Genomic DNA, 19947 nt, shown 5'->3' with positions numbered 1-19947 from the left:
CCCGCTGCCCGGCGAGGCGCTCGACGCGCTGCGCGGCCTCGGGCTGGGCGCGGGCAGCTCGCTGGCCAACCCCCTGGAGGTGCCCGTGGGGCCGCGGGGGCGGGCCGACCTGGTGGAGCGGGCGATCTCGGCGATCGTCAGGCACCGGGCGTACCCGGACGTGGTGGCGCACGTCAACGTGCAGAGCTTCTTCACCTACGGGACGTCCGCGGAAGCGCTGCTGGAGTACGCGCGGCGGCTGGCCGCGGCGCAGAACGGACTGCCGGGCACCAGGATCACGCTGGTCACCAGGAACGGCGAGTGCGCGCCGCCGGGCGTCGAGGACGAGGTCCGGGCGATCGTCTCGGCATCGGGTGTCCCGGTCTACCGGAGCATGGAGGCGGCCGCGGTGGCGGTCGCCGCAGGTCAGCGATACCACGGAGGCATCGATGGGGCTGCTTGACGGCAAGGTCGCGCTGGTCACGGGCGGGGCCCGGGGGATGGGCGAGGCGCACGTGCGACTGTTCCTCCAGGAGGGCGCCAGGGTGGTGTTCGGTGACGTCCTGGACGAGGAGGGCAAGGCGCTGGCTGACGAGACGGGGGCGACGTACGTCCACCACGACGTGACCAGCCAGGACGACTGGGACCGCGCCGTCAGGACGGCCACCGAAACGCACGGCAAGCTCGACGTCCTGGTCAACAACGCCGGAATCCTGAAATTTCGGCGCATCGAGGAGATGTCTCCCAACGAGTTCGACCAGGTGATCAACGTGAACCTGAAAGGCGCCTGGCTCGGCATCAAGGCCGCGATCGCCCCCATGCGGGCGGCCGGTCGCGGCTCGATCGTCAACATCTCCTCCATCGAGGGCTTCATCGGGGCCGAGGGCCTGTCCGCGTACGCCGCCTCGAAGTTCGCCATCCGTGGCATCACCAAGTCGGCGGCCCGCGAGCTGGCGTCGTCCAAGATCCGGGTCAACTCCGTGCACCCCGGCGCGATCAACACCCCGATGGCGCTGAACCCGGAGATGATGGCCGAGGTGGACGCCGAGGCGTTCGTCAAATCCATGGTCATCAAGCGCTTCGCCAAGCCGGTGGAGGTCTCGCACGTGGTGGCCTTCCTCGCCTCCGACCGTTCCAGCTACTGCACGGGCAGCGAGTTCACCGTGGACGGCGGCCTGCTGACCGGCGCCGGCTACTGAACGCGGATTTAGCACCTCGACGTGTTTCCTGCCTCCCATGAATCGACGCACATTCATGCGGCAGGCAGGGCTGGCCGTCGGCGCGACACTTCCGCACCTGGGCGCCACCTGGACGGGCACGACTACCTCGACCTCGACCATCAACCCCGACGAGCTCTTCAAATCCGGCAGGTTCAAGGAGGCCGATCGAGGCTACGCACGCCTCCTGCAGCGGGATCCCGGAAACGCGCACGCCGTGGCAGGGCGCGGACGCATCGCGCTGCTGTCCAACGCGTTCGAAGACGCCGAGAAGTTCCTGACCAGGGCCGTCCGCTTGGCCCCCGGCGACAACTTCGCAAAGCGGCAGCTGGCGGAGTGCTACGTCCGGCAGGACAGACTCGACCGCGCGGTGCCGCTGCTCCAGGGCACCGGCGACGCGAGCGACGCGGCCTTCGCCACCCAGTACGCCAGCGTGACCGGCACGCCGTACGAGATGCGGGGTGCGCAGCGGACGCGCGTTCCCTTCGTGTGCGTCGATCCGCTGCCCTGCGTCGAAGCCGCGGTGAACGGGTCGGCCCCGAAGAGCTTTCTCATCGACACCGGGGCGACGCTCGCCTTCTCCAGGGAGACGGCGGAGCAGGCCGGACTTCGCGCGGTGTCGACCAGCACGAGCCATCCCGCCGGGCAGACCCTCACGACGTACCACGGCGTCATGGAGTCGTTCCAGCTCGGTGACGTCGTGCTGCGCAATGTTCCCGTCGTCTGGTACGACCTGAGAATGCCGAACCTGCCGGACGGCTCTCGGCCGTCGGGCGTCATCGGGACCACACTGCTCTATCACTTCATCGCCACGATGGACTACGCGAACCAGGCGCTCGTCCTGCGGCGGAAGACGGGTGCGCAGCTGCGGGATCTCCAGGCGGAGGCCGGGCGCACCGGAGCCGACCGCCTGCCGTTGTGGCTGGCGGGCGACCACATCCCCTGCACGCTGGGCAGCCTCAACGGCTACGGGCCAAGGGTGGCCTCCCTCGACACGGGAGGCATGGGGATGGGCGTCATGACGACCGAGGAGAACGCGGAACGAGCGGGTATCGAGATCGACTACGAGCACCCGAACGAGAACGGCGGAATATCGTTCTACCCGATCACTCCGGCCAGGATCAGCCTCGGCAGGGCGGTCGGCCGGAACATTCCCGGCGTCGCCGGCGGATGGCCGTGGATGGAGCTCTTCGGGTTTGAGACGATCGCCAACTTCACCCACGAGTTCTTCAAGCCCCACGCCATCACCTTCGACTACGCCGGCATGAACTTCTATATCGCGGGCAGGTAGCGCGCCACCTTCGGGCCCTGTTCCGACCTGCCCCGTCAGGCCGGAACAGCCTGTTCAGGTGATCTCTCGTCGCAGGTGACCGGGCTGCTCGGCGAAGACCGGTGGGCCATGCGGCCCTCTGCCGTACAAACTGGGCCGTATGACGGGAAGTGAGCTCGTGTCCGCGGCCGCGCTCGGGGACGCCGCGGCAGTCAGGCGACTGCTGGACTGCGGCGTGTCCCCGGACGAGCCCGACAAGTACGGCAGCACCGCCCTCTACCGGGCCGGCGTGCATGGGGACGCGGGCATCGTGCGCATGGTGCTGGCGGCCGGCGCCGATCCCGACAGGGAGAGCGGGGGAGACAGCGAGGGGCTGCCCCTGTGCGCCGCCGCGTCGTGGGGGCACCTCGAGGTGGCGCTCGCCCTGCTCGACGCCGGCGCCGACCCCGACCGGCGAGAGGACGTCACGAGGACCGCCATGGCCGCTCTGCACTGGGCGGCCGCGTGCGAGCGCCTGGCCGTCGTGAAAGCGCTGCTCGACCGAGGCGCCGACCCCGACGCCCGTGACTCCTTCGGCCGCACCGCCCTGTCGCGCGCCGCCGAGCACGGCGCCACGGCCGTGGTCAGGACACTGCTCGAGCATGGAGCGGACCCCGCGGCGGCCGACGACCATGGCCGGCGCCCCGTCGACCTCGCCCGGGAGTATGCGGGCCGCGACATCGAAGCCGAGCTGCTCGCGCAGGCCGCCGAGTACGCCCCCCAGGGGGCGCAGGTCACCGTCCGCCGCGAGAGGTCCGAGGGAGGCGACGTACGGATCGTGGCCGAGGTGCGCGACAGCGACGGCGACCTCCGCTCGGAGCGTCATCTCGGCACCGGCCACGCCGAGATCGTCCGTCTTCTGGAAGCCCGTCCATAGCGTTCTCACGGCATGACGCGACGCACAGGCCCACGGACCGTAGGACGCGCCTCACCCAACGTGGACTCGGCTCTGAACCACGACACCGATAGATCTTTTTACCGTTAAGCATCCTAGTATGGACATTTCTGGCAAGCTCTTGGCCAGGCCTTTGCACTACGCGGACATACGGGGGGCTTACTTGACGCTGGGTTGACCTGCCCTTTTGTCACGGTAGCCGCCGTTCGTCACGGAAGACCACAGGCCTTCGGAGTTGTCACACCTGCCACAGAGTGCCCTCGGTGCCCCAACATGCGTGGATAAATCCGATCTTGCCCGGAAGGGTTCCTCAACACGTCCATGACGCCAGAGATGCAGAAGTTCATCGACCTCCTCGAGAGCCAGCTCGGCTACTCCGAGAAGGCCGGTGCGTACACCAAGTTCGGCCACTGGTACGGCAGCAACGTCGAGTTCGACGCCGACTACAGCTCAGCCCCTTGGTGTGACATGTACCTCTCGTGGGCCGCGTACAAGCTCGGCTACGAGGACTGGATCGGCCAGTTCGCCTGGACGGTCAGCCACGCCAAGTGGTTCAAGGCCCAGGGCGCCTGGGGTCACACCCCCAAGCCCGGCGCCCTCGTCTTCTACGACTGGAGCGGCTCCAACGACATCGACAAGATCGACCACATCGGCGTCGTGACCAAGGTCCAGGGCAACAAGATCTTCACAATCGAGGGCAACATCGACGGCGGCGTCGCCAAGCGCAAGGTGCGCGACACCAGCAAGGTCGTCGGCTACGGCTACCCTGAGCGGATCAAGGCCCGCCTCGACGAGGAGGCCGCCCAGAAGCGGCTGGACGAGGCGGCGGCCACGTCCGCCAAGGCGAGCACCGGCGACGGCACCCAGGACAGCCTCAGCTCCCTGATCCCGCACGTCGAACAGGCCGCTCCCCTCGCCGTCCGGCCCAAGCACTCGAACACCGCGCAGCAGGCACCCGCGCCTACCACCACCAAGCCGGCGACGACCGGCTCCTCCCCCACCGTCGCCCCCACCAGCGTCGCCCCCACCACCGGGGCCACCGCCACGAAGGCGACGCCCGCCAAGAAGGGCAAACACGCCAAGCCGGCGACCGCGGACACCCAGGCGATAACCGCCGAGCCTCTCCCCCAGGTGACCACCGCCTCCGCCCCGGCCCCGGCAGCGTCCCTCGGCTCTCCGGCTCTGATCGGCTCGGCCCTGGTGGCGGCGCTCGCCGTCCTGGCGGTGGCGAAGAGCAGGCAGCTCCGCCTCCGCCCGGCGGCAGCGGCGGCCTCCCCCGCCCCGAAGCCGGCCATCCGCCGTCGCCGCAAGTCTCGCGCCGCCCCTGCCCACGCCGCGACCTCCCGGACGGCCGCGATCACCAGCCCCGCCGCCGAGCGGCTCACACCCGCGCCCGCCGCCCCCGACATCAGGCGACTCCTGGCAGGGAACGCCGTCCCCGACGTCGGGCAACTCCTGGCCGCCGTGGAGGCGATCGCCATCCCGGAGGCGACGAGCCCGTTCGACGCCTTCGCCCGGCCCGCGAGACCGTCCCCCCGTCACGAACAGGTCCCGCAGCCGCGCCGGGAGATCCGCGTCGAGCCCTCCACCGGCGCGTACCACGGCAGGCGCCAGCGCCGGGACCACCCGGCCGACGCGACGTCCCGCTCCCTCCTGCGCGGCCGCGCGGAGACGCCGAACGCCCACCCGGAGACGCCCTACAGCCGCTCGGAGACGTCCATCGGCCACCAGGACAGGCCCTACAGCCGCTCGGAAACGCTGCACGGACGCCCCGACACGCCCTACAACCGGCCGGACTGCCAGGACACGCCGTACGGCCGCGCCGAACCACCGCACGGACACCCGGAGGCGCCCCTGCGCGGCCGCCGCCATCGCCCGGCGTCCGCCGACACGAACCACCCGGACGCGTTCACCCACGACACCCCGCTCCGCGGCCGCCGTCATCGCGGTCAGGCCGCCCCACCCGGGGCCCCGCAGGACACCACCCCGCGAAGCCGCCGTGACCGCACCCTCACCTCGGACACCCCGCTGCTCACCTCCCCCACCCCGGCAGCGTCCCTCCAGCCGCCGCCTCGACGGGAACCGCGTCTGACGCGCCCCGGCGGGGACGATCCCATCGGCGTCGCCGACATCTTCGGCCGACGCACCTACGCGACCGCCGACACCTGCGGCGACATCTCCGGCGACCGCAACGGCACACTGGTGGGCGCGGGCGCGGCGCTCGACAGAGGTGACATCGCACAGCCGCCCGCCCCCACCCGTCCGCGGCCACGAACGCCGGGCCCTCGCCGAGGCCGCCACCGCGCCTGACAGCTGCCGACCGACGCCCGCGACCGGAAACAGGCGATCCGAACGCGGGCAGGCGCAGCACGCCCGAACGCCCCCGGACACAGCACGTCCGGTCGGCCTCGTCGAGGTCGGTCGCTCTCGTGCGGCGGCTCACTAGAAAGCTTATGCCCGACATTTCACATAAGAGACCGAAAAGTCATCAGAATCGCCCTTAAGTCCGCATTAGAACTGCGCAACATAAAGGGACAAAGCGCAACTACGGCGTTATGGTTGCCAAAGAGCTGACCGTACGACAAACACGAAGGTCACCCAACATGGCCACCCTCCAGCAGCGCTTCGACGAAGCGCAGGGCATTCTCGCAGCCCGACTCAGAGAGATCCGCAACATGGCCGGACTCACCGGCCGCGACCTGGCACAACAGGCAGGATGGCATTTCTCCAAGGTCTCCAAACTGGAGAACAACAAGCAACTCCCCACGGAAGTCGACGTTCGCGAATGGTGCCGGATCTGCGACGCGGAATCCCACATCGTCGATCTCATCGCCAACGTCCGGAACATCAACACCTTCTACACCGAATGGCGGCGCCTCGAAGAGACCGGCATCGGCCACGTGCAGCGGTCGTTCCTCCCCCTGTACGAGCGGACCAACCAGTTCCGGATCTTCCAGCACAGCGCGATCCCCGGACTGATCCAGACCGAAGCGTACGCACGCGGCCACCTGTCCCTGATCGTCAACTTCAGGAGCATCCCGGACGACGTCGACAGGGCGGTCCAAGCGCGCATGAAACAGCAAGAGGTGATCACGACCGGGACGCGCCGGTTCGCGTTCCTGATCGGGGAGCAGGCGCTCCACACGCCGTTCTGCGCGCCCGGCGACATGGCCGGCCAGATGGACAAGCTCACCGAGGTGTCCCGCCGGGCGAACGTCAGCCTGGGCGTGGTCGTCTGGCGGGCCGAGACGGGGATCTGGCCGCCGGAGAACTTCTGGATCTACGACACGGAACAGGTCCGGGTGGACACGGTTCCCGGACAGGTCCGCGTCAAGGCGCCCGGGGACGTCGTGCTGTACGAGAAGGCGTTCCAGACGCTGTCCGAGTCGGCCGTCTACGGGGCCGAGGCGCAGGAGCTGTTCGCGTCGGCACGGCGGAAGTGGATCGGGCAGGAGTGACGGTCCGGCATGTTTCTCGGGGTCCGCGAGGAACATCGAGCAACATCGTGGACCCCCGGGAACGATCGTTCATAGCGTCCAGACATGGACGCTTTAACCCCCCAGCGCCCGGAGACGCGGAAAGTCAACGTCGTGATCAACGGCTTGACGGCCAAGGTCCCGAAGGACGCAGCCAACGTCTACCTGGTCGAAGCTCACCTGGATGAGCAGTCGCCCACCACGGCCACAAAGTCGATCTTGACAATCGACATCATGTTCGCCTGGACCTGGCTGATCGAGATCCTCGCCAACGGAGGTTGGGGCGAAGTCGTCGCGTTCGACATCGTGTACAAGAACTCTCCGCGATGGTCGCGCAACCTCGGCCGGATCGACGGCCCGACGAAACACCCGAACCCCCTCCGGCACACCCGGCCCGAAGACTGACGAACGCGACGTCCGGCACGGTCACCGTCGAGTGGCCGCCCTACGACCCGCGGGAACCCGGCCAGAGGATGCGGGGAGTCTGCCCCACCGGTACAGAGGCGCCAGGGGTCGTGGAAGGAGCCCTGGGGGTCACCGGATCAGCAGGGTCGTACCGTCTGCGGTGAGCTTGAGCGGGCCGAGCACACGCAGGAAGGCATTGCCGTGCGGGTGGACCTTGCCGTCCGTGTAGGCGCCGGGCAGCCACCCGGTGGCATGGGTGATGCCCGCGTCACGCAGATCCTCGCGGATGCGGCGAGCCAGCGCGGCGGCGACGTCCTGCCCGCCCCGCGCCTGACTGATCTGGAAGGCGCCGAACGTGAACCCGTCAGGTTCGCGATCATGCAGCCGGATCTCCACCCTGCCGACGACGTCACCGGCCCCCTCGCTGCCTGCCGGTCGCGTGCGGACTCGGGTGTCGCGAAAGTCCCGCACCCGAGGTTCGTCCTCGGGCTCGGCCACCCGCACCTCCACCCGCCCGCCCTCACCGGCCACAGCCAGGTAGAGGACGCGGTTGTCGGAGCACGGCGTGAGGAAGAAGTGCGGGCTCGCGCAGAGCGGGTCCCAGTGGTAGCCGTACCAGATCAGCGAGGCGGCCAGGTCGCGATGCGCCGCGGCCCAGACGTCATCGAAGAAGAACCACTGCGCGCAGCTGCTGTATCCGGCGATGATCGACATCTGCGCCACGTGCTCGCCCACCCGGATGCTCGTGCCCTCACGGCCACGCGACTGTGCGGACCGGACGGAATCGACCAGGTTCAGCGCGGCGGCGTGCGATCGAAGATGGTCGAGGACCTCTGCCGGCGGATAGACGTACCTGGGCCAACCGCCGCAGCGCTCCAGAGCGGCGGCGATCCCGCTCTCTCCGGGCGCGACCAGCGCGCGCAGCACCAGCAACTCCAGCGGCCAGCCCTCGGCCGTGGCGTCGATCTCGCTCAGCGCCGCCCCCAGCCGCGGAAGCCGCACGCCGGGGAAGGCCCACGGCCGAGCCCAGCCGACGCTTTCGTGGCGGGCCATGCAGGCGAGGATGACCGCGTACGTCGCCCCCTCACCAGGAAGCGAACGAGGCGTCGACGTCGTCGGCGCCACCGGCGGGACGAACGCGGGGCCACCCGCCAGCCGATCGGGGGCATCGGGCAGCGGCCCGTCGTGTAAGGCAAAGGACCAGCGGCCGGGCTCGGCCGCCACCGCGGCGTCGTCCACGAGGTAGTAGGCCACCTCGTGGTCCAGACCGTTGGCGAGCACCCGGACGCTGTGCTCGTCGACGTTGCACTGCACGGTGTCGGATAGCCGCCTCCTGGCCAGCGTGCGCAGCTCCGCCATGCTTCGCGGTGCCGGCCCGCCGCCCTCGAAGAGATTCCCGAGCCCGTAGACGTTGGCCCCGACCTCCTGGGCGAGCCAGTCGTAGGCGCCCGCACCGGACGGCGCCTCGTCCCAGGCTCGACGGACCCAGTCGAGCACGGTGGGCTCGGGCAGGTGCCGCACGCTCTTGCCCAGCGGCCCCTCGTCCCACGACCGGTAGATCACATACACCGCGACACCCCAAGATCGTCGACTTCGCCGGATCGTAGCGAACACCACCGACAGGCGCCCGGCAGGTTCACCCGGCGGGGTGGCAGACGGTGCCGGACGGCGGGAGCCTCAGGGTGGTCAGGTAGCGGTTGACGTGGGCGATGACGCACGCGTTGCCGCTGAGGTAGAGCGCGTGACCGTTCCCGTCGTAACGGACCCCCGACGATCACGTCGAACCGGTTCCGGAGCTGCGCGGAACTCCCTGCGTGCTGCTTCAGGTCGTCGAGGCCCGGCCCGCCCGGCCCGCCGGGGATCAGGAACACTGCTCCCATCCGGCGTGCCACGGCGGGTGATGGCGGTGCTCACCTACCTGCAGGCCGCTCCCGGGTCCGCCCGGCCCGCCGGCGGAGGCGCGCTGTTCGACCAGAGGCAGGGCCGAAGCGGCGGGCCTGAGCCCGTCTGAACGGTCAGACCCGGCCGTTCCGGCGCAGGGTGTCGATGGCGCCGACGGTGGTGTGGCCGCGCCAGTCCAGGGAGCCGGCGGGCGAGATCGTGGCGTAGTCGACGATCCAGCCGCCGTCCGCCTGCTGGAGGGCGGCCAGGCGGTCGAGGTCGGCGGAGATCACCTCCGGGGTGAACAGGTCCCGCGCCGGGCGGCCGGGGTGGGGGGCGAAGTCGAGCGGGTGCAGCGTCTCGTCCTCGGTGCCGCCCTCAACGGGTATCCGGCCGTCGGCGGGGACGTACTCACCGAGACGGCGGAGGAGGCCGGCCGCCTCCGGGTGGGTGTCGTGCACGGCGTCCAGGAAACGCACCGCGAAGGCCAGCACGTACGCCTGGGGCGCCCGGTCGATCGTCTCGATCACGTCCAGGCAGTAGCGGGTGGCCCGCTCCAGCCAGGGATGGGCGGCGACGGCCGGATCGTGGGCCGCGACCCGGTGGGCGGCGGCCGCGGTGACCGAGGTGATCTGCAGCGCCGACACCGTCGGGTCGGCGCCCTGCCACCAGGGTGCGGTGCCCGCGGCGACGGTCAGGGGCAGTGCGAACGGCACACCCCCGTCGGGCAGCGTCACCGACTCCAGCCAGTCGCACAGCGCGGCGGCCTGCGGGGCGGTGGCCGGGGCGATGTCCTCGAACACCTCGAACGCGTGCAGCGCGGCCCCGGGCTGGCTCTCCGGCGAGCGGAGGTCGGGCTCCAGGCCCCAGCCGTAGCCGCCGTCGGGGTTGCGGTAGCCGTCCAGGGCGGCCAGCGCCGCCGCAGGATCGGTCCGGTCCATCAGCAACTCGAAACGGCGACGGTCCAGGACACGCGCGTGCGTGGCCATGAAGTCGGCCGCCGTGGAAAGGTCGATGTTCACGCGTCCATCCTGCTGGGACGCGTGACCAGGCGTCTTGTACGAATCGGCCGCTCAGGGATTCGGCCGCTCAGGGAATCGGCCACCGTGGGGAGTCGGTCCCGCCCTCCTTGTACCTCACCGGCGGGCCGGTCACCGCGTGGTGATGCCGTAGTCAGCGGCGAAGGACGTCAGACCGGCGACGGCGTCGCGGCCCCGGGCCCACGGGCGGACGATCAGGCGGTCCACCCCGAGCGCCTCCCAGTGCGGCACCTCGTCCGGCGACGCCAGCGCGTACGCGTGCACGGTCACCTGCAGCGGACGCGGGCCGCGCAGCGCCGTCAGGCGGGCGAGCTGGGGCGCGACCGACTCCAGGGTGTGGGGCATGCTGATCCAGCCGTCGCACAGCCGGGCCGCCCGCCGCAGCGCCGCCGGCGACTCGCCTCCCGCCAGGATCGGCAGGCGATGCTGGACGGGCTTCGGCTCGAAGGCGACCTCCGGGAAGGAGTAGAACCGCCCGGAATGGGCCACCACCGGCTCGCTCCACAGCCGCCTGACCACCTCGATGGCCTCGTCCAGCCGGGCTCCGCGTCCGTCGAAGTCCAGCTCGGCCGCGTCCCACTCGCCGCGGTACCAGCCCGCGCCCACCCCGCACACCGCCCGCCCGGACGACACCACGTCGAGGGTGGCGAAGGCGCGGGCCGAGACGAACGGGTGGCGCAGGGCGAGCAGGTGCACCGCGGTGCCGAGCCGGACCCTGGTGGTGAGCGCGGCCAGCCAGCACAGGTAGGCGGGCGCGTCGAACAGCGGCGTCGTCGGCCTGATACCCGGTTTCGACGTGCCCGGGTAGGTGGCGAGCGACAGGTCGGTGGCGAAGACGAGGTGCTCGGGCACCCAGACCGACTCGAACCCCAGCTCGTCGGCCGCCACCGCGACGTCCTTCCACGCGGCCGGGTGGAGCAGCCCGAGGGGCACCCCGAACCTCATGGATACCGCCGCGGCGGGCCGTCGAGGACGGCGGCGCGCAGGCGGGCGCGGTGTGCGGCGGTGCTTCCGTAGGCGTCGGAGAGGGACCAGGCTCTGGCCAGCCAGAATCGCAGGTCGAGCTCTTCGGTGTAGCCGATCGCCCCGTGGACCTGCAGCGCCGTCCGGGCTGCGAGCACGGCCGCCTCTCCCGCGGCGGCCTTGGCGGCGCTGACGTCCCGATCCCGGCCGTCCACCGCCCCTGCGGCTTGGGCGGTTTCCTCGGGGAGGTCGTCGGCGGCGTCCACGGAGAGAGCGGCGCGGTGGACGAGCGGGGCGGCGAACTCGATGGCCACGGCCACGTTGGCGAGCTGGTGCTTGACGGCCTGGAAGGAGCCGATCGGCGTGCCGAACTGCGTCCGGGTGCGGGCGTGGGCGACGGAGACGGCGAGCAGCTCGCGGGCGACCCCGATGAGCTGGGCGGCGGTCGCGACGGTGGCCCTGCGCAGCGCGGGAACCGCCGCCGCGGTCGCGACGGCCGCTTCCATGGCATGGGTGAAGGACACCTCGAAGAGCCTCCTGCACGGGTCGGTGCCGGGGCGGGGGGTGAGCCGTACCGCCTCCCTGGGCAGCACGTGCAGCCGGTGCCCGCGGGCCACCACCAGCAGGTCGGCCAGGTCAGCGTCCGGCGTGTACGTCTGCCCGGGAGGCAGCACGGCGACGCGGACCGCCCCCGACGCCAGCTTGGGCGCCCCCTCCAGCAGGTACGGCGCGGCCACGGCGGTCTCCACGACGGGCCCCGGGAGGCAGGCCCGCCCGCTCTCCTCCAGCGCCGGCAGCGCGTCGATCAGCCGCAGCCCCAGCCCGTCGTTCTCGGACGGGACGAGCATCGCGAAGAAGCCCACCTCGGCCAGCCGGTCCCAGGCGGGCAGCCGCTCCGTGCGGAGCGCCGAGGGCGGGCAGTGGGCGCGCAGGACATCCCGCACGGTGGAGGCGAGGGCGAGCTGGTCATCGGTGAAGGCGAAGTTCATCGGGGCAGCCCCAGGACGCGTTCGGCGATGATGTTCCGCTGGATCTCGTTTGTTCCCGCGTAGATCGGCCCGGCGAGGGAGAACAGGAACCCGTCGAACCAGGGCGTCTCGGCTGCGCGGTCGCCGAGCAGGTCCATGGCCAGGGTGTGCATGCGGACGTCCAGCTCGGACCAGAAGACCTTGCCCATGCTGGACGCCGAGCCGATCTCCTCCCCGGTCTCGATCCGGCGGGCGGTGGCGAAGGTGTGCAGCCGGTACGCCTCGGCGTCGATCCAGCACCGCGCGGCCCTGTCGGCGAGGACGGGGTCGGCGTCCCTGGCCAGGCGGACGAGCCGGTCGGCGGTGGCGAGGAAACGTCCGGGGCTGCGCAGGGTGAGGCCGCGCTCCGACGAGGTGGTGGCCATGGCGACCCGCCACCCCTCCCCGACCTCGCCGAGCACCATCGAGTCCGGCACGAACACGCCGTCGAAGAACAGCTCGGCGAAGCCGGGCAGCCCGTCGAGCTGGGCGATCGGTCGCACGGCCACCTCGTCCAGGGGGAACAGGAAGTACGTCAGCCCCTTGTGCCGGGTGCCGGACGTCCTGAACAGGCCGAAGCCGTGGGAGGCGTAGACGGCCCGCGAGCTCCAGGTCTTCTGGCCGTGCAGCAGCCACCCGCCGTCCACCCGTTCGGCGCGGGACGTGAGCGCGGCCAGGTCGCTACCGGCCTCGGGCTCGGACCACGCCTGCGCCCACACCTCGCGGGCCTGGGCCATCCCGGGCAGCCAGCGCCGCCGCTGCTCCTCGGTGCCGAACCGCATCAGCGTCGGAGCCAGGAGGAAGATGCCGTTCTGGGTGACCCGTCCCGGCGCTCCGGCGGCCCAGTACTCCTCCTCGAAGATCAGCCACTCGGTCAGCGAGGCGCCTCGTCCGCCGTACTCGGGCGGCCACGAGACGGCGGAGAGCCGTGCGCCGGCGAGCAGTTCCTCCCACGCGCGGTGCGCCTCGAACCCCGCGCGGGTGTCCATGGACGGCAGCGTGCCGGGGCTGTGGGCGGTCAGCCAGTCGCGGACCTCGGCGCGGAAGTCCTGCTCGGCCCTGGTGAAGTCGAGATCCACAAAACCAACCTAGCGCACGCTTGGTATCCTGACCAGACGGCCACCAGATGGGCTCGCCGGCGGCGGGGCCGTCCGCAGCGCGGGTGGGGTGGTCGTGTCAGCGGCGGAAGGCTCGCTTGAGGGCGGCGATCCTGGCGGCTGCGGCCCGGCGGCTCAGCTCGGCGTCAGGCATCAGGACGTCGAAGCCGTGGAACGCGCCCGGGTACAGGTGGAACTCGGTGGACACGCCGGCCTGGACCAGCCGCTGGGCGTAGTCGACGCACTCATCCCTGAACACTTCCAGCTCGCCCACGTCCACGAAGGCGGGAGGCAGGCGCGACAGGTCGGCCGCCCTGGCGGGGGCCGCGTACGGCGAGACGTCGCCCCCGCCGATCCGGTCGCCGAGCAGGGCGGTCCAGCCGAACAGGTTGGCCGCCCTGTTCCACGTCACCGCCTCGGCGAACTCGTGGCTGGACGGCGTGCTGTTGCGGTCGTCGAGCATCGGGCAGACGAGCAGCTGGAAGGCGAGGGCGGGGCCGCCTCTGTCGCGGGCGAGGAGCGCGGTACCGGCGGCGAGCCCGCCTCCGGCGCTCATGCCGCCGATGGCCAGTCTGCCGAGGTCGATGCCCAGCTCGGCGGCGTTCCCGGCGGTCCAGACGAGCCCGGCGTAGCAGTCCTCGACGGGGGCGGGGTCGGGGTGCTCGGGCGCGAGCCGGTAGTCGACCGAGACCACCACCGTGCCGAGTTGCTCGGCGTAGCCGGCGACGAGCGCGTCGTCGAACTCGGGGGCGCCGACGACCATGCCGCCGCCGTGGATCCAGTACAGCCCCGGCGCCCCCTCGGACGCACCGGGCGGGCGGTAGATCCGGACCCGGACGTCGGGCTCGCCCCGAGGGCCCGCTACCTGGCGGTCCTCAATGGAGACGTCGGTGCGCACGGGCGGCATCGTCGCGTACAGCGCGTTGAGCTGCGTCCGGCGCGCTTCGACGCCCCCAGGCTCCAGGGCGGACGTGAGCGGGGGCATCCGTTCGAGCCCGGCGCTCAGTTCCGGGTCGAGGTTGGGATGAAGCGCCATGCTCTGCCTTTTTCCAGGACAGGTCCGGCGTACTCCTCGACGCTCCGAACCGCCACCGGATCAGCGCCCCTCAGGACGGCCCGGCAAAGCCCCCACCAAGCCGCCCTGACGTCGGACGCCTTTGAGAGTCTTTGCCAGGGTGGTCCTGTCCGTACCTGGATCAAGCCAGGACGCCCCGGGCAAGCTTTGAAGCATGTGCCACTCCACTGACAGCAGGCCACCCGCCCCGCCGATCGAGGGCGAGGCCGCGTCGCACGGCCAGATCGAGCTGACCGCGGCCGACGGCAACCGCCTCCTCGCCTACCAGGCCGAGCCCGCCTCGCCGAACGGCCGCAGCGTGGTGATCCTGCCGGACGTCCGCGGCCTGCACCCGTTCTACCGCGACCTGGCGGTCCGCTTCGCCGAGGCCGGGTTCCGGGCCATCGCCATCGACTACTTCGGCAGGACGGCCGGGCTGGGCGACCGCGGCGACTCCTTCGACTACGGCAAGCACCTGTCCCGGCTGACCAACGACCAGGTCCGCGTGGACGCGCTGGCGGCGACGAGGGCGCTGACCGGCCCGGTCTTCACGGTCGGCTTCTGCTTCGGCGGCGCCCAGTCGTGGCGGCAGGCCGCCGAGGGCAACGGCCTGGCGGGCGGCATCGGCTTCTACGGCGCCCTCCGCTTCCTCAAGGACCTGCCCGACAGGCCCGGCGCGCCGGTGCTGATGCTGCTGGGCGGCGCCGACACGGTATCCACGCCGGAGGAGTTCGACGCGTTCACGTCCAGGCTGGACCGGGCGGGGACCGAGCACGAGACGCACGTCTACGAGGGCGCCCCGCACTCCTTCTTCGACCGTTCCGCCTCCCAGTGGGCGCAGGCGTGCCAGGACGCGTGGCGGCGCATCCTGTCGTTCACCGAGCGTCACTCTCAGCCGAGGTAGGCGGCGCGCACCACCGGGTCGTCGCGGATCTCGGCGGGGGTTCCGGTCGCGATCACCTTTCCGAGGTCGAGGACGACGAGCCGGTCGCAGGTGTCCATGACGAAGCCCATGTCGTGCTCGACCAGCAGGACCGTGCTGTCCAGTGCGGCGACGACCTGGCGCAGCCGGGCCGTCTGGTCGGCGTCCAGGCCGGAGGTGGGCTCGTCGAGCAGCAGCAGGACCGGACGGTCGGCGAGGGCGCGGGCCAGCTCGACCAGCCGTCGCTGGCCGACGGGCAGCGCGGCGGCGTAGGCGTCGCGCACGCCCGCGAGCCCGCACAGCTGCAGCACCTCCTCGGCCCGCTCCCGGCGCTCGCGTTCCAGCCTGCGCCTGGCCGGCCATCCCGCGAGGTCCGCGAGCAGTCCGCCGCCACCGCCGTGCCAGTCGAGCGCGGCCAGGACGTTGTCGGCCACGCTGAGCCGCCCGAACACCTGCGTCCGCTGGAAGGTTCGGCGCAGCCCGGCCCTGGCCCGCCGCACCGGCGACACGGACGTCAGGTCCTCGCCGGCCACCCGCACCCGCCCGGTGCTCGGCCTGCGCAGCCCTGACAGCACGTCGAACAGGGTCGTCTTGCCTGCGCCGTTCGGCCCGATCACCCCGCAGACCTGGCCTTCGGGCACCTCGAACGACACCTCGTCCAGCGCTCTGACCCCGCCGAACGCCACCGACACGCCCTGGACCGCGAGCATCACGTCACCCCCAGGTAGGCGGCTGTCAGGCGGTCGCCGTCGACCTCGTCGCGGGGGCCCGTCCAGATCACCCGGCCGAGCCGCATGAACGCGACGCGGTCGGCGAGGGCCAGCGCCTCCGTGGCCTTCTCCTCCACCAGCAGCAGCGCCACGCCGCGCTCGCGCAGCTCGGCGAAGACCTCGAAGACCTGCTGGACCATGAGCGGCGCCAGGCCCAGCGACGGCTCGTCGGCGATCAGCACCCTGGGTGGTCTGACGAGCGCCGGGGCCAGCGTGAGCAGTTGCTGCTCGCCGCCGGACAGCGCGCCCGCGAGCACGGTGCGGCGGGCGGCGAGCTGCGGCATCCGGTCGTAGGCGGGGGCGGGGTCGTCCAGCCAGGTCCGCAGGTTCTCCTCGACGGTCAGGCCGGGGAAGACGCCCCTGCCTTCGGGGGCCAGCAGCACCCCGGCCCGCGCCCTGCGGTGGGCGGGCCAGGCGGTGACGTCCACGCCGTCGAGCAGGACCCGGCCCGCTGTGACGGGCAGGTCCCCGGCGGCGACGGCGCAGGCGGTGGACTTGCCCGCGCCGTTCGCGCCGAGCAACGCGACCACCTCGCCGGGACGGACGTCCAGCTCGACGCCGCGCAGGACCGCGCAGTCGGCGTAGCCCGCCGCCACGCCCTCCAGCCGGAACAGCGGCGGCGTCCCCTCGCGGGGCGCGGCCTGCGGTGCGGGCCCCGCTTCGGGCACGCTCTCGGGCTGAGGGGCGAACCTGCGGCGGTGGCGGGCCTCGGCCAGCTGGGTGAGGACGCCGTCAGGGTGCCTGGCGAGGATCATGCCACCCAGGCCGAACAGGACGGCGCCGACGTGCGCGGACAGGTCCCAGGTCGCCAGGAGTTCGGGGACGGCCACCGCGACCAGGCCGCCCAGCACCGCGCCTCCGATCCTGCGCACGCCCTGGAGCACCACGATCGCCAGCCAGACGAAGCCGGAGAAGGCGGGCAGGTCGGTCGCGGTGATCGAGCCCTTGGAGATGGCGAACAGCACGCCGCCGAGCCCGGCTATGCAGGAGGCCAGGGCGAAGAGCATGGTCTTGGCGCGGGGCGCGGAGAGGCCGGACGTGGTGGCGGCCGCGGGCGCGGAGCGGACCGCCAGGATCGCCCGTCCAGACGCCGATTTTTCGAGATTTTTCACCAGAAGGGCGACAAGCCCGATGAGGGCCAGCACCAGCACCACCCGCACCCGAGGGTCGGACGTGTCCGCGACACCGAAGCCGAGCGCGGGCAGCGGCCACCCGATCGTGCCGTTGCTGAACGCGTCCACCTGGAAGAGCACCTGGTCGGCGAGCAGCGCCAGAGCCAGCGTCGCCAGCGTGAGCACCCGCCCGCCCAGCCGCAGCGCGGGCAGCGCCACCAGCATGCCCACCGCCCCGGCGGCGAGCACCCCGAGCACGATCGCCAGGAAGAACGGCAGCCCGGACGCGAACGCCCAGCCGCAGGTGAGCGCGGCCATCGAGGCGAACGCGGCCTGCGCCAGGTTGACCATTCCGCCGATCCCGGTCACCACGACGAACGAGCAGAAGATCAACGCGAGCACCAGGCCCTGCGCGGCGATCCCGACGTAGTACGCGGGCGCGGCGACCGTGAAGGCGGCCAGCCCCGCCAGCCCGATCGCCCACGGCAGCCGCCTGCGCCACGGCGGCAGACCCGACAGGTAGTCGGGCGGCGGCGCGTCCTCCGACGCGCTGCCCGCCACCCGGTCGCGCGACCGGTTCAGCAGCACCAGCCCGGCGAACAGCAGGATCACCGGAACCGCGGTGCGCAGCCCGGTGATCTCCTGCAGGAAGTCCGTGTACCCGGCGACCAGGTTCTGCACCACGCCGAGGGCGAGCCCGGCGGCGAACGTCCACGGGATCGAGCGCAGCCGCCCGAACACCGCCGCCGTCGCCGAGGCGAACAGCAGCACGGTGTACGCGGTGGCGTCCAGGCCCAGCACCGGCACGGCCAGCACGCCGGCGAGCCCGGCCAGGCCCGAGCCGAGCATCCAGGCCAGGGCCGAGGTGGCGTCCACGTCGACGCCGCGCAGCCTGGCCAGGCCGCGGCGATCCACCGCGGCCCGCATGCGCAGGCCGTACGGGGTGTGCCGGACGAACGCCCACAGACCGGCGGCGACCACCGCCGCGAAGCAGAAAGTGATCAGCTGGTCGGTGTCCAGGTGCGCGCCGATCAGGTCGAAGCCGAGCGCCGGGTGCGGGCCGACCCCGCGCGGGAGCGCGGTGGCGTCCGCGGCCGGCAGCCCGAGCAGGTCCACCACCAGCAGGCCGAGCGCGGGCAGCGCGATCGTCAGGCCGATCGTGGCGACGATCTGCGCGGTCTCGCCCGCCTGCGTGAGCCCCCTGAACATCGCCAGGTGCAGGACGTAGCCGAGCGCGGGCGCGAAGAGCGCGACAGCCAGCAGCGCCGACAGCCAGGCGGGCAGCCCCGCGGCCACGTTGAGCTGGTAGAACAGCAGCGCGGTCAGGAAGCCGACGGCGCCGTGGGCGAAGTTGAACACACCGGTCGCCGCGTACGACAGGGTCAGGCCCGAGCCCATGACAGCGAAGATCGCACCGGTGACCAGCCCGCTGAGGACGTAGCCGAGGATCATTTCAGCGGCACGTTGTCGAAGCACTTCATGCTCTTGGCCACCTGGAAGGCGCCGCCCTCCAGCTTGACCAGGGCCCCGCAGCCGTTCGGCTCGCTGTGGTCCTTGGGGTACCGGATCCTGCCGAACCCGGCGTTGTCGTAGGAGTAGTCACCGTTGCCGGTGGCCAGAAACTTCTCCCTGGTCAGCTCTTTGCCGGTCTTCTTCAGCATGTCGAGGAAGATGTCGGCCGACCAGTAGCCGATCGCCAGGTGCTGGGTCAGCACCGTGCCGGGGGCGACCTTCTCGACGTCCGCCTTGAGCTGGGCGATCTCCGGAGCCGTCGACTCGAACGGCTCGAACATCGGCGCGGCGATCACGCCCTCCATCGCCTGGGCGCCGACCTGGTCTTTGAGGATGGCCGCGTCGTAGCTGGTGGCGTCCGTGAGCGTGCCCTGGTATCCGGCCCGTTTGAGCGCGGAGTACAGGCCCACGTTGAACTTGGTGCCGGCGATCACCGAGACCACCACGTCAGGGGCCTTGCCCCCGGCCGAGGTCATGATCTTGTTGACGTACGGGAGCCAGTCGGGCGGGGGCGCGGCGGCGGGCAGCCCGGAGTTCAGGCCCACCAGCGTGAATCCGGCCGCGGTGAACGACTGCGAGATCGTCGTCCCGCCGTACTTGCTGCCGCTGGAGTCGGTCGTCTGGACGTACACCGTCTTCCCCTGGGAGCCGCCGAGCAGGTCCGCCATCTGCCTGCCCCACCAGGTCTGCGAGCCCGCCCCCTGCTTGGGGGCCAGGCAGCCGTTGTAGCCGAACCCGGTCTTCGTGCCGCACCACTGCGGGCCCGTCGCCCAGCCGAACCACGGCACGCCCTGCCGCTCCAGGAAGGCGGCCCCGCCGAAGTTCGGCGCGTGCACCGGGACCAGCGCGAACACCTGGTCCTTCTGGACGAGCTTCTTGGCCGCGGCGTCGCCCTTGGCGGCGTCCTGGCCGTCGTCCTCGGCGCCGACGAACTCGATCTTCCGGCCGTTGACGCCGCCTTCTGCGTTGGCCCGCTCGAACCTGGCCCTGGCTCCCGTCTCGGCGTCCTTGGTGGAGTAGCCGCTGGCGGAGGTCTTGGTCAGCACGCCGCCGACCCGCACGGCGGTGTCGGTCACGCCCGGGACCGCGCCGCCCGCCGTCGCGCCGCCCTGCTGCTGGGCCGCGCACCCGGCGACCACCACCGCCATCACCACCGCCGCCCGTCTCCCTCGGGACTTCCCCGCCGCCAGCACCGTCCCGAGGTTTCGCCGCGACATCGCCTCACCCCACCTGCCGTACGACGGGCGCCGCTTTTTGGCCTAGCGCTCGCTTGGTTTTGCGTCAGAGTAGGTTCGCCGGTCGAGGGTG

General features: G+C 71.7%; 16 protein-coding genes and 2 pseudogenes. 8 read left to right on the top strand and 10 right to left on the bottom strand.

Going from position 1 to position 19947, the window contains the following annotated elements; genetic code table 11:
- From ABZ297_RS30260 to ABZ297_RS30230, 7 genes and pseudogenes are all read left to right on the top strand, one after another.
- Nucleotides 1-442 (top strand): annotated as a pseudogene (locus ABZ297_RS30260) (CoA-binding protein); the annotation flags it as partial.
- A complete protein-coding gene (locus ABZ297_RS30255; RefSeq protein ID WP_355352885.1) occupies nt 429-1178 on the top strand; it encodes a glucose 1-dehydrogenase in 750 nt (249 codons plus the stop codon). The pseudogene ABZ297_RS30260 and the gene ABZ297_RS30255, both read left to right, overlap by 14 nt.
- Before the next feature lie 37 nt (nt 1179-1215).
- On the top strand, nt 1216-2487 hold the full coding sequence (locus ABZ297_RS30250) for an aspartyl protease family protein (RefSeq protein ID WP_355352882.1): 1272 nt from the start codon (nt 1216-1218) through the stop codon (nt 2485-2487).
- A 139-nt stretch (nt 2488-2626) separates the two neighbouring features.
- Nucleotides 2627-3382: an ankyrin repeat domain-containing protein gene (locus ABZ297_RS30245; protein WP_355352879.1), complete on the top strand. Its 756-nt coding sequence runs from the start codon at nt 2627-2629 to the stop codon at nt 3380-3382.
- 351 nt (nt 3383-3733) lie between these two features.
- Nucleotides 3734-5710, top strand: coding sequence for a CHAP domain-containing protein (locus tag ABZ297_RS30240; protein WP_355352877.1), 1977 nt, complete (start codon nt 3734-3736; stop codon nt 5708-5710).
- A gap of 293 nt (nt 5711-6003) precedes the next feature.
- Nucleotides 6004-6858 carry a helix-turn-helix transcriptional regulator gene (locus ABZ297_RS30235; protein ID WP_355352874.1) on the top strand — a complete coding sequence of 285 codons (855 nt, stop codon included), beginning with the start codon at nt 6004-6006 and terminating at the stop codon, nt 6856-6858.
- Between the two features lie 84 nt (nt 6859-6942).
- Complete coding sequence (locus ABZ297_RS30230) at nt 6943-7281, top strand: hypothetical protein (protein ID WP_355352871.1); 339 nt, start codon at nt 6943-6945, stop codon at nt 7279-7281.
- A 129-nt stretch (nt 7282-7410) separates the two neighbouring features.
- On the opposite strand, the gene ABZ297_RS30225 is transcribed toward ABZ297_RS30230, so the two are convergent.
- The 7 genes and pseudogenes from ABZ297_RS30225 to ABZ297_RS30195 all read right to left on the bottom strand — a co-directional run bounded on the left by ABZ297_RS30225 (nt 7411) and on the right by ABZ297_RS30195 (nt 14305).
- Nucleotides 7411-8850 carry a hypothetical protein gene (locus ABZ297_RS30225; RefSeq protein WP_355352868.1) on the bottom strand — a complete coding sequence of 480 codons (1440 nt, stop codon included), beginning with the start codon at nt 8848-8850 and terminating at the stop codon, nt 7411-7413.
- A 67-nt stretch (nt 8851-8917) separates the two neighbouring features.
- A pseudogene (locus ABZ297_RS30220) lies at nt 8918-9034 on the bottom strand (alpha/beta hydrolase); the annotation flags it as partial.
- Nucleotides 9035-9296: 262 nt separating this feature from the next.
- Complete coding sequence (locus ABZ297_RS30215) at nt 9297-10184, bottom strand: hypothetical protein (protein ID WP_355352865.1); 888 nt, start codon at nt 10182-10184, stop codon at nt 9297-9299.
- 129 nt (nt 10185-10313) lie between these two features.
- Nucleotides 10314-11147 (bottom strand): TIGR03619 family F420-dependent LLM class oxidoreductase, encoded by an 834-nt coding sequence (locus tag ABZ297_RS30210; RefSeq protein WP_355352862.1) that lies wholly within the window; start codon nt 11145-11147, stop codon nt 10314-10316.
- Nucleotides 11144-12154, bottom strand: a complete 1011-nt coding sequence (locus ABZ297_RS30205) for an acyl-CoA dehydrogenase family protein (RefSeq protein WP_355352859.1) — start codon at nt 12152-12154, stop codon at nt 11144-11146. The genes ABZ297_RS30210 and ABZ297_RS30205 overlap by 4 nt, the downstream gene beginning before the upstream one ends.
- Complete coding sequence (locus tag ABZ297_RS30200; RefSeq protein WP_355352856.1) at nt 12151-13251, bottom strand: acyl-CoA dehydrogenase family protein; 1101 nt, start codon at nt 13249-13251, stop codon at nt 12151-12153. Before ABZ297_RS30200 ends, ABZ297_RS30205 begins: the two co-directional genes overlap by 4 nt.
- A 97-nt stretch (nt 13252-13348) precedes the next feature.
- A complete protein-coding gene (locus ABZ297_RS30195) occupies nt 13349-14305 on the bottom strand; it encodes an alpha/beta hydrolase (RefSeq protein WP_355352853.1) in 957 nt (318 codons plus the stop codon).
- A gap of 193 nt (nt 14306-14498) precedes the next feature.
- Between ABZ297_RS30195 and ABZ297_RS30190 the strand changes: the two genes are divergently transcribed.
- Nucleotides 14499-15227 carry a dienelactone hydrolase family protein gene (locus ABZ297_RS30190; RefSeq protein WP_355352850.1) on the top strand — a complete coding sequence of 243 codons (729 nt, stop codon included), beginning with the start codon at nt 14499-14501 and terminating at the stop codon, nt 15225-15227.
- On the opposite strand, the gene ABZ297_RS30185 is transcribed toward ABZ297_RS30190, so the two are convergent.
- From ABZ297_RS30185 to ABZ297_RS30175, 3 genes are read right to left on the bottom strand one after another with little or no spacing between them, the layout of a single operon-like run.
- The gene (locus tag ABZ297_RS30185) at nt 15215-15955 is read right to left on the bottom strand and encodes an ABC transporter ATP-binding protein (protein ID WP_355352847.1); all 741 of its coding nucleotides are present in this window, start codon (nt 15953-15955) and stop codon (nt 15215-15217) included. The genes ABZ297_RS30190 and ABZ297_RS30185 overlap by 13 nt on opposite strands.
- The gene (locus ABZ297_RS30180) at nt 15955-18579 is read right to left on the bottom strand and encodes an ATP-binding cassette domain-containing protein (protein WP_355352844.1); all 2625 of its coding nucleotides are present in this window, start codon (nt 18577-18579) and stop codon (nt 15955-15957) included. The genes ABZ297_RS30185 and ABZ297_RS30180 overlap by 1 nt, the downstream gene beginning before the upstream one ends.
- The gene (locus tag ABZ297_RS30175; protein ID WP_355352841.1) at nt 18576-19856 is read right to left on the bottom strand and encodes an ABC transporter substrate-binding protein; all 1281 of its coding nucleotides are present in this window, start codon (nt 19854-19856) and stop codon (nt 18576-18578) included. Before ABZ297_RS30175 ends, ABZ297_RS30180 begins: the two co-directional genes overlap by 4 nt.
- Nucleotides 19857-19947: the final 91 nt, after the last annotated feature.

Origin of the sequence: Nonomuraea sp. NPDC005983 (assembly GCF_040614375.1) — a bacterium.
Lineage (GTDB): Bacteria > Actinomycetota > Actinomycetes > Streptosporangiales > Streptosporangiaceae > Nonomuraea.
This window is presented reverse-complemented; position numbering and strand designations above follow the sequence as displayed.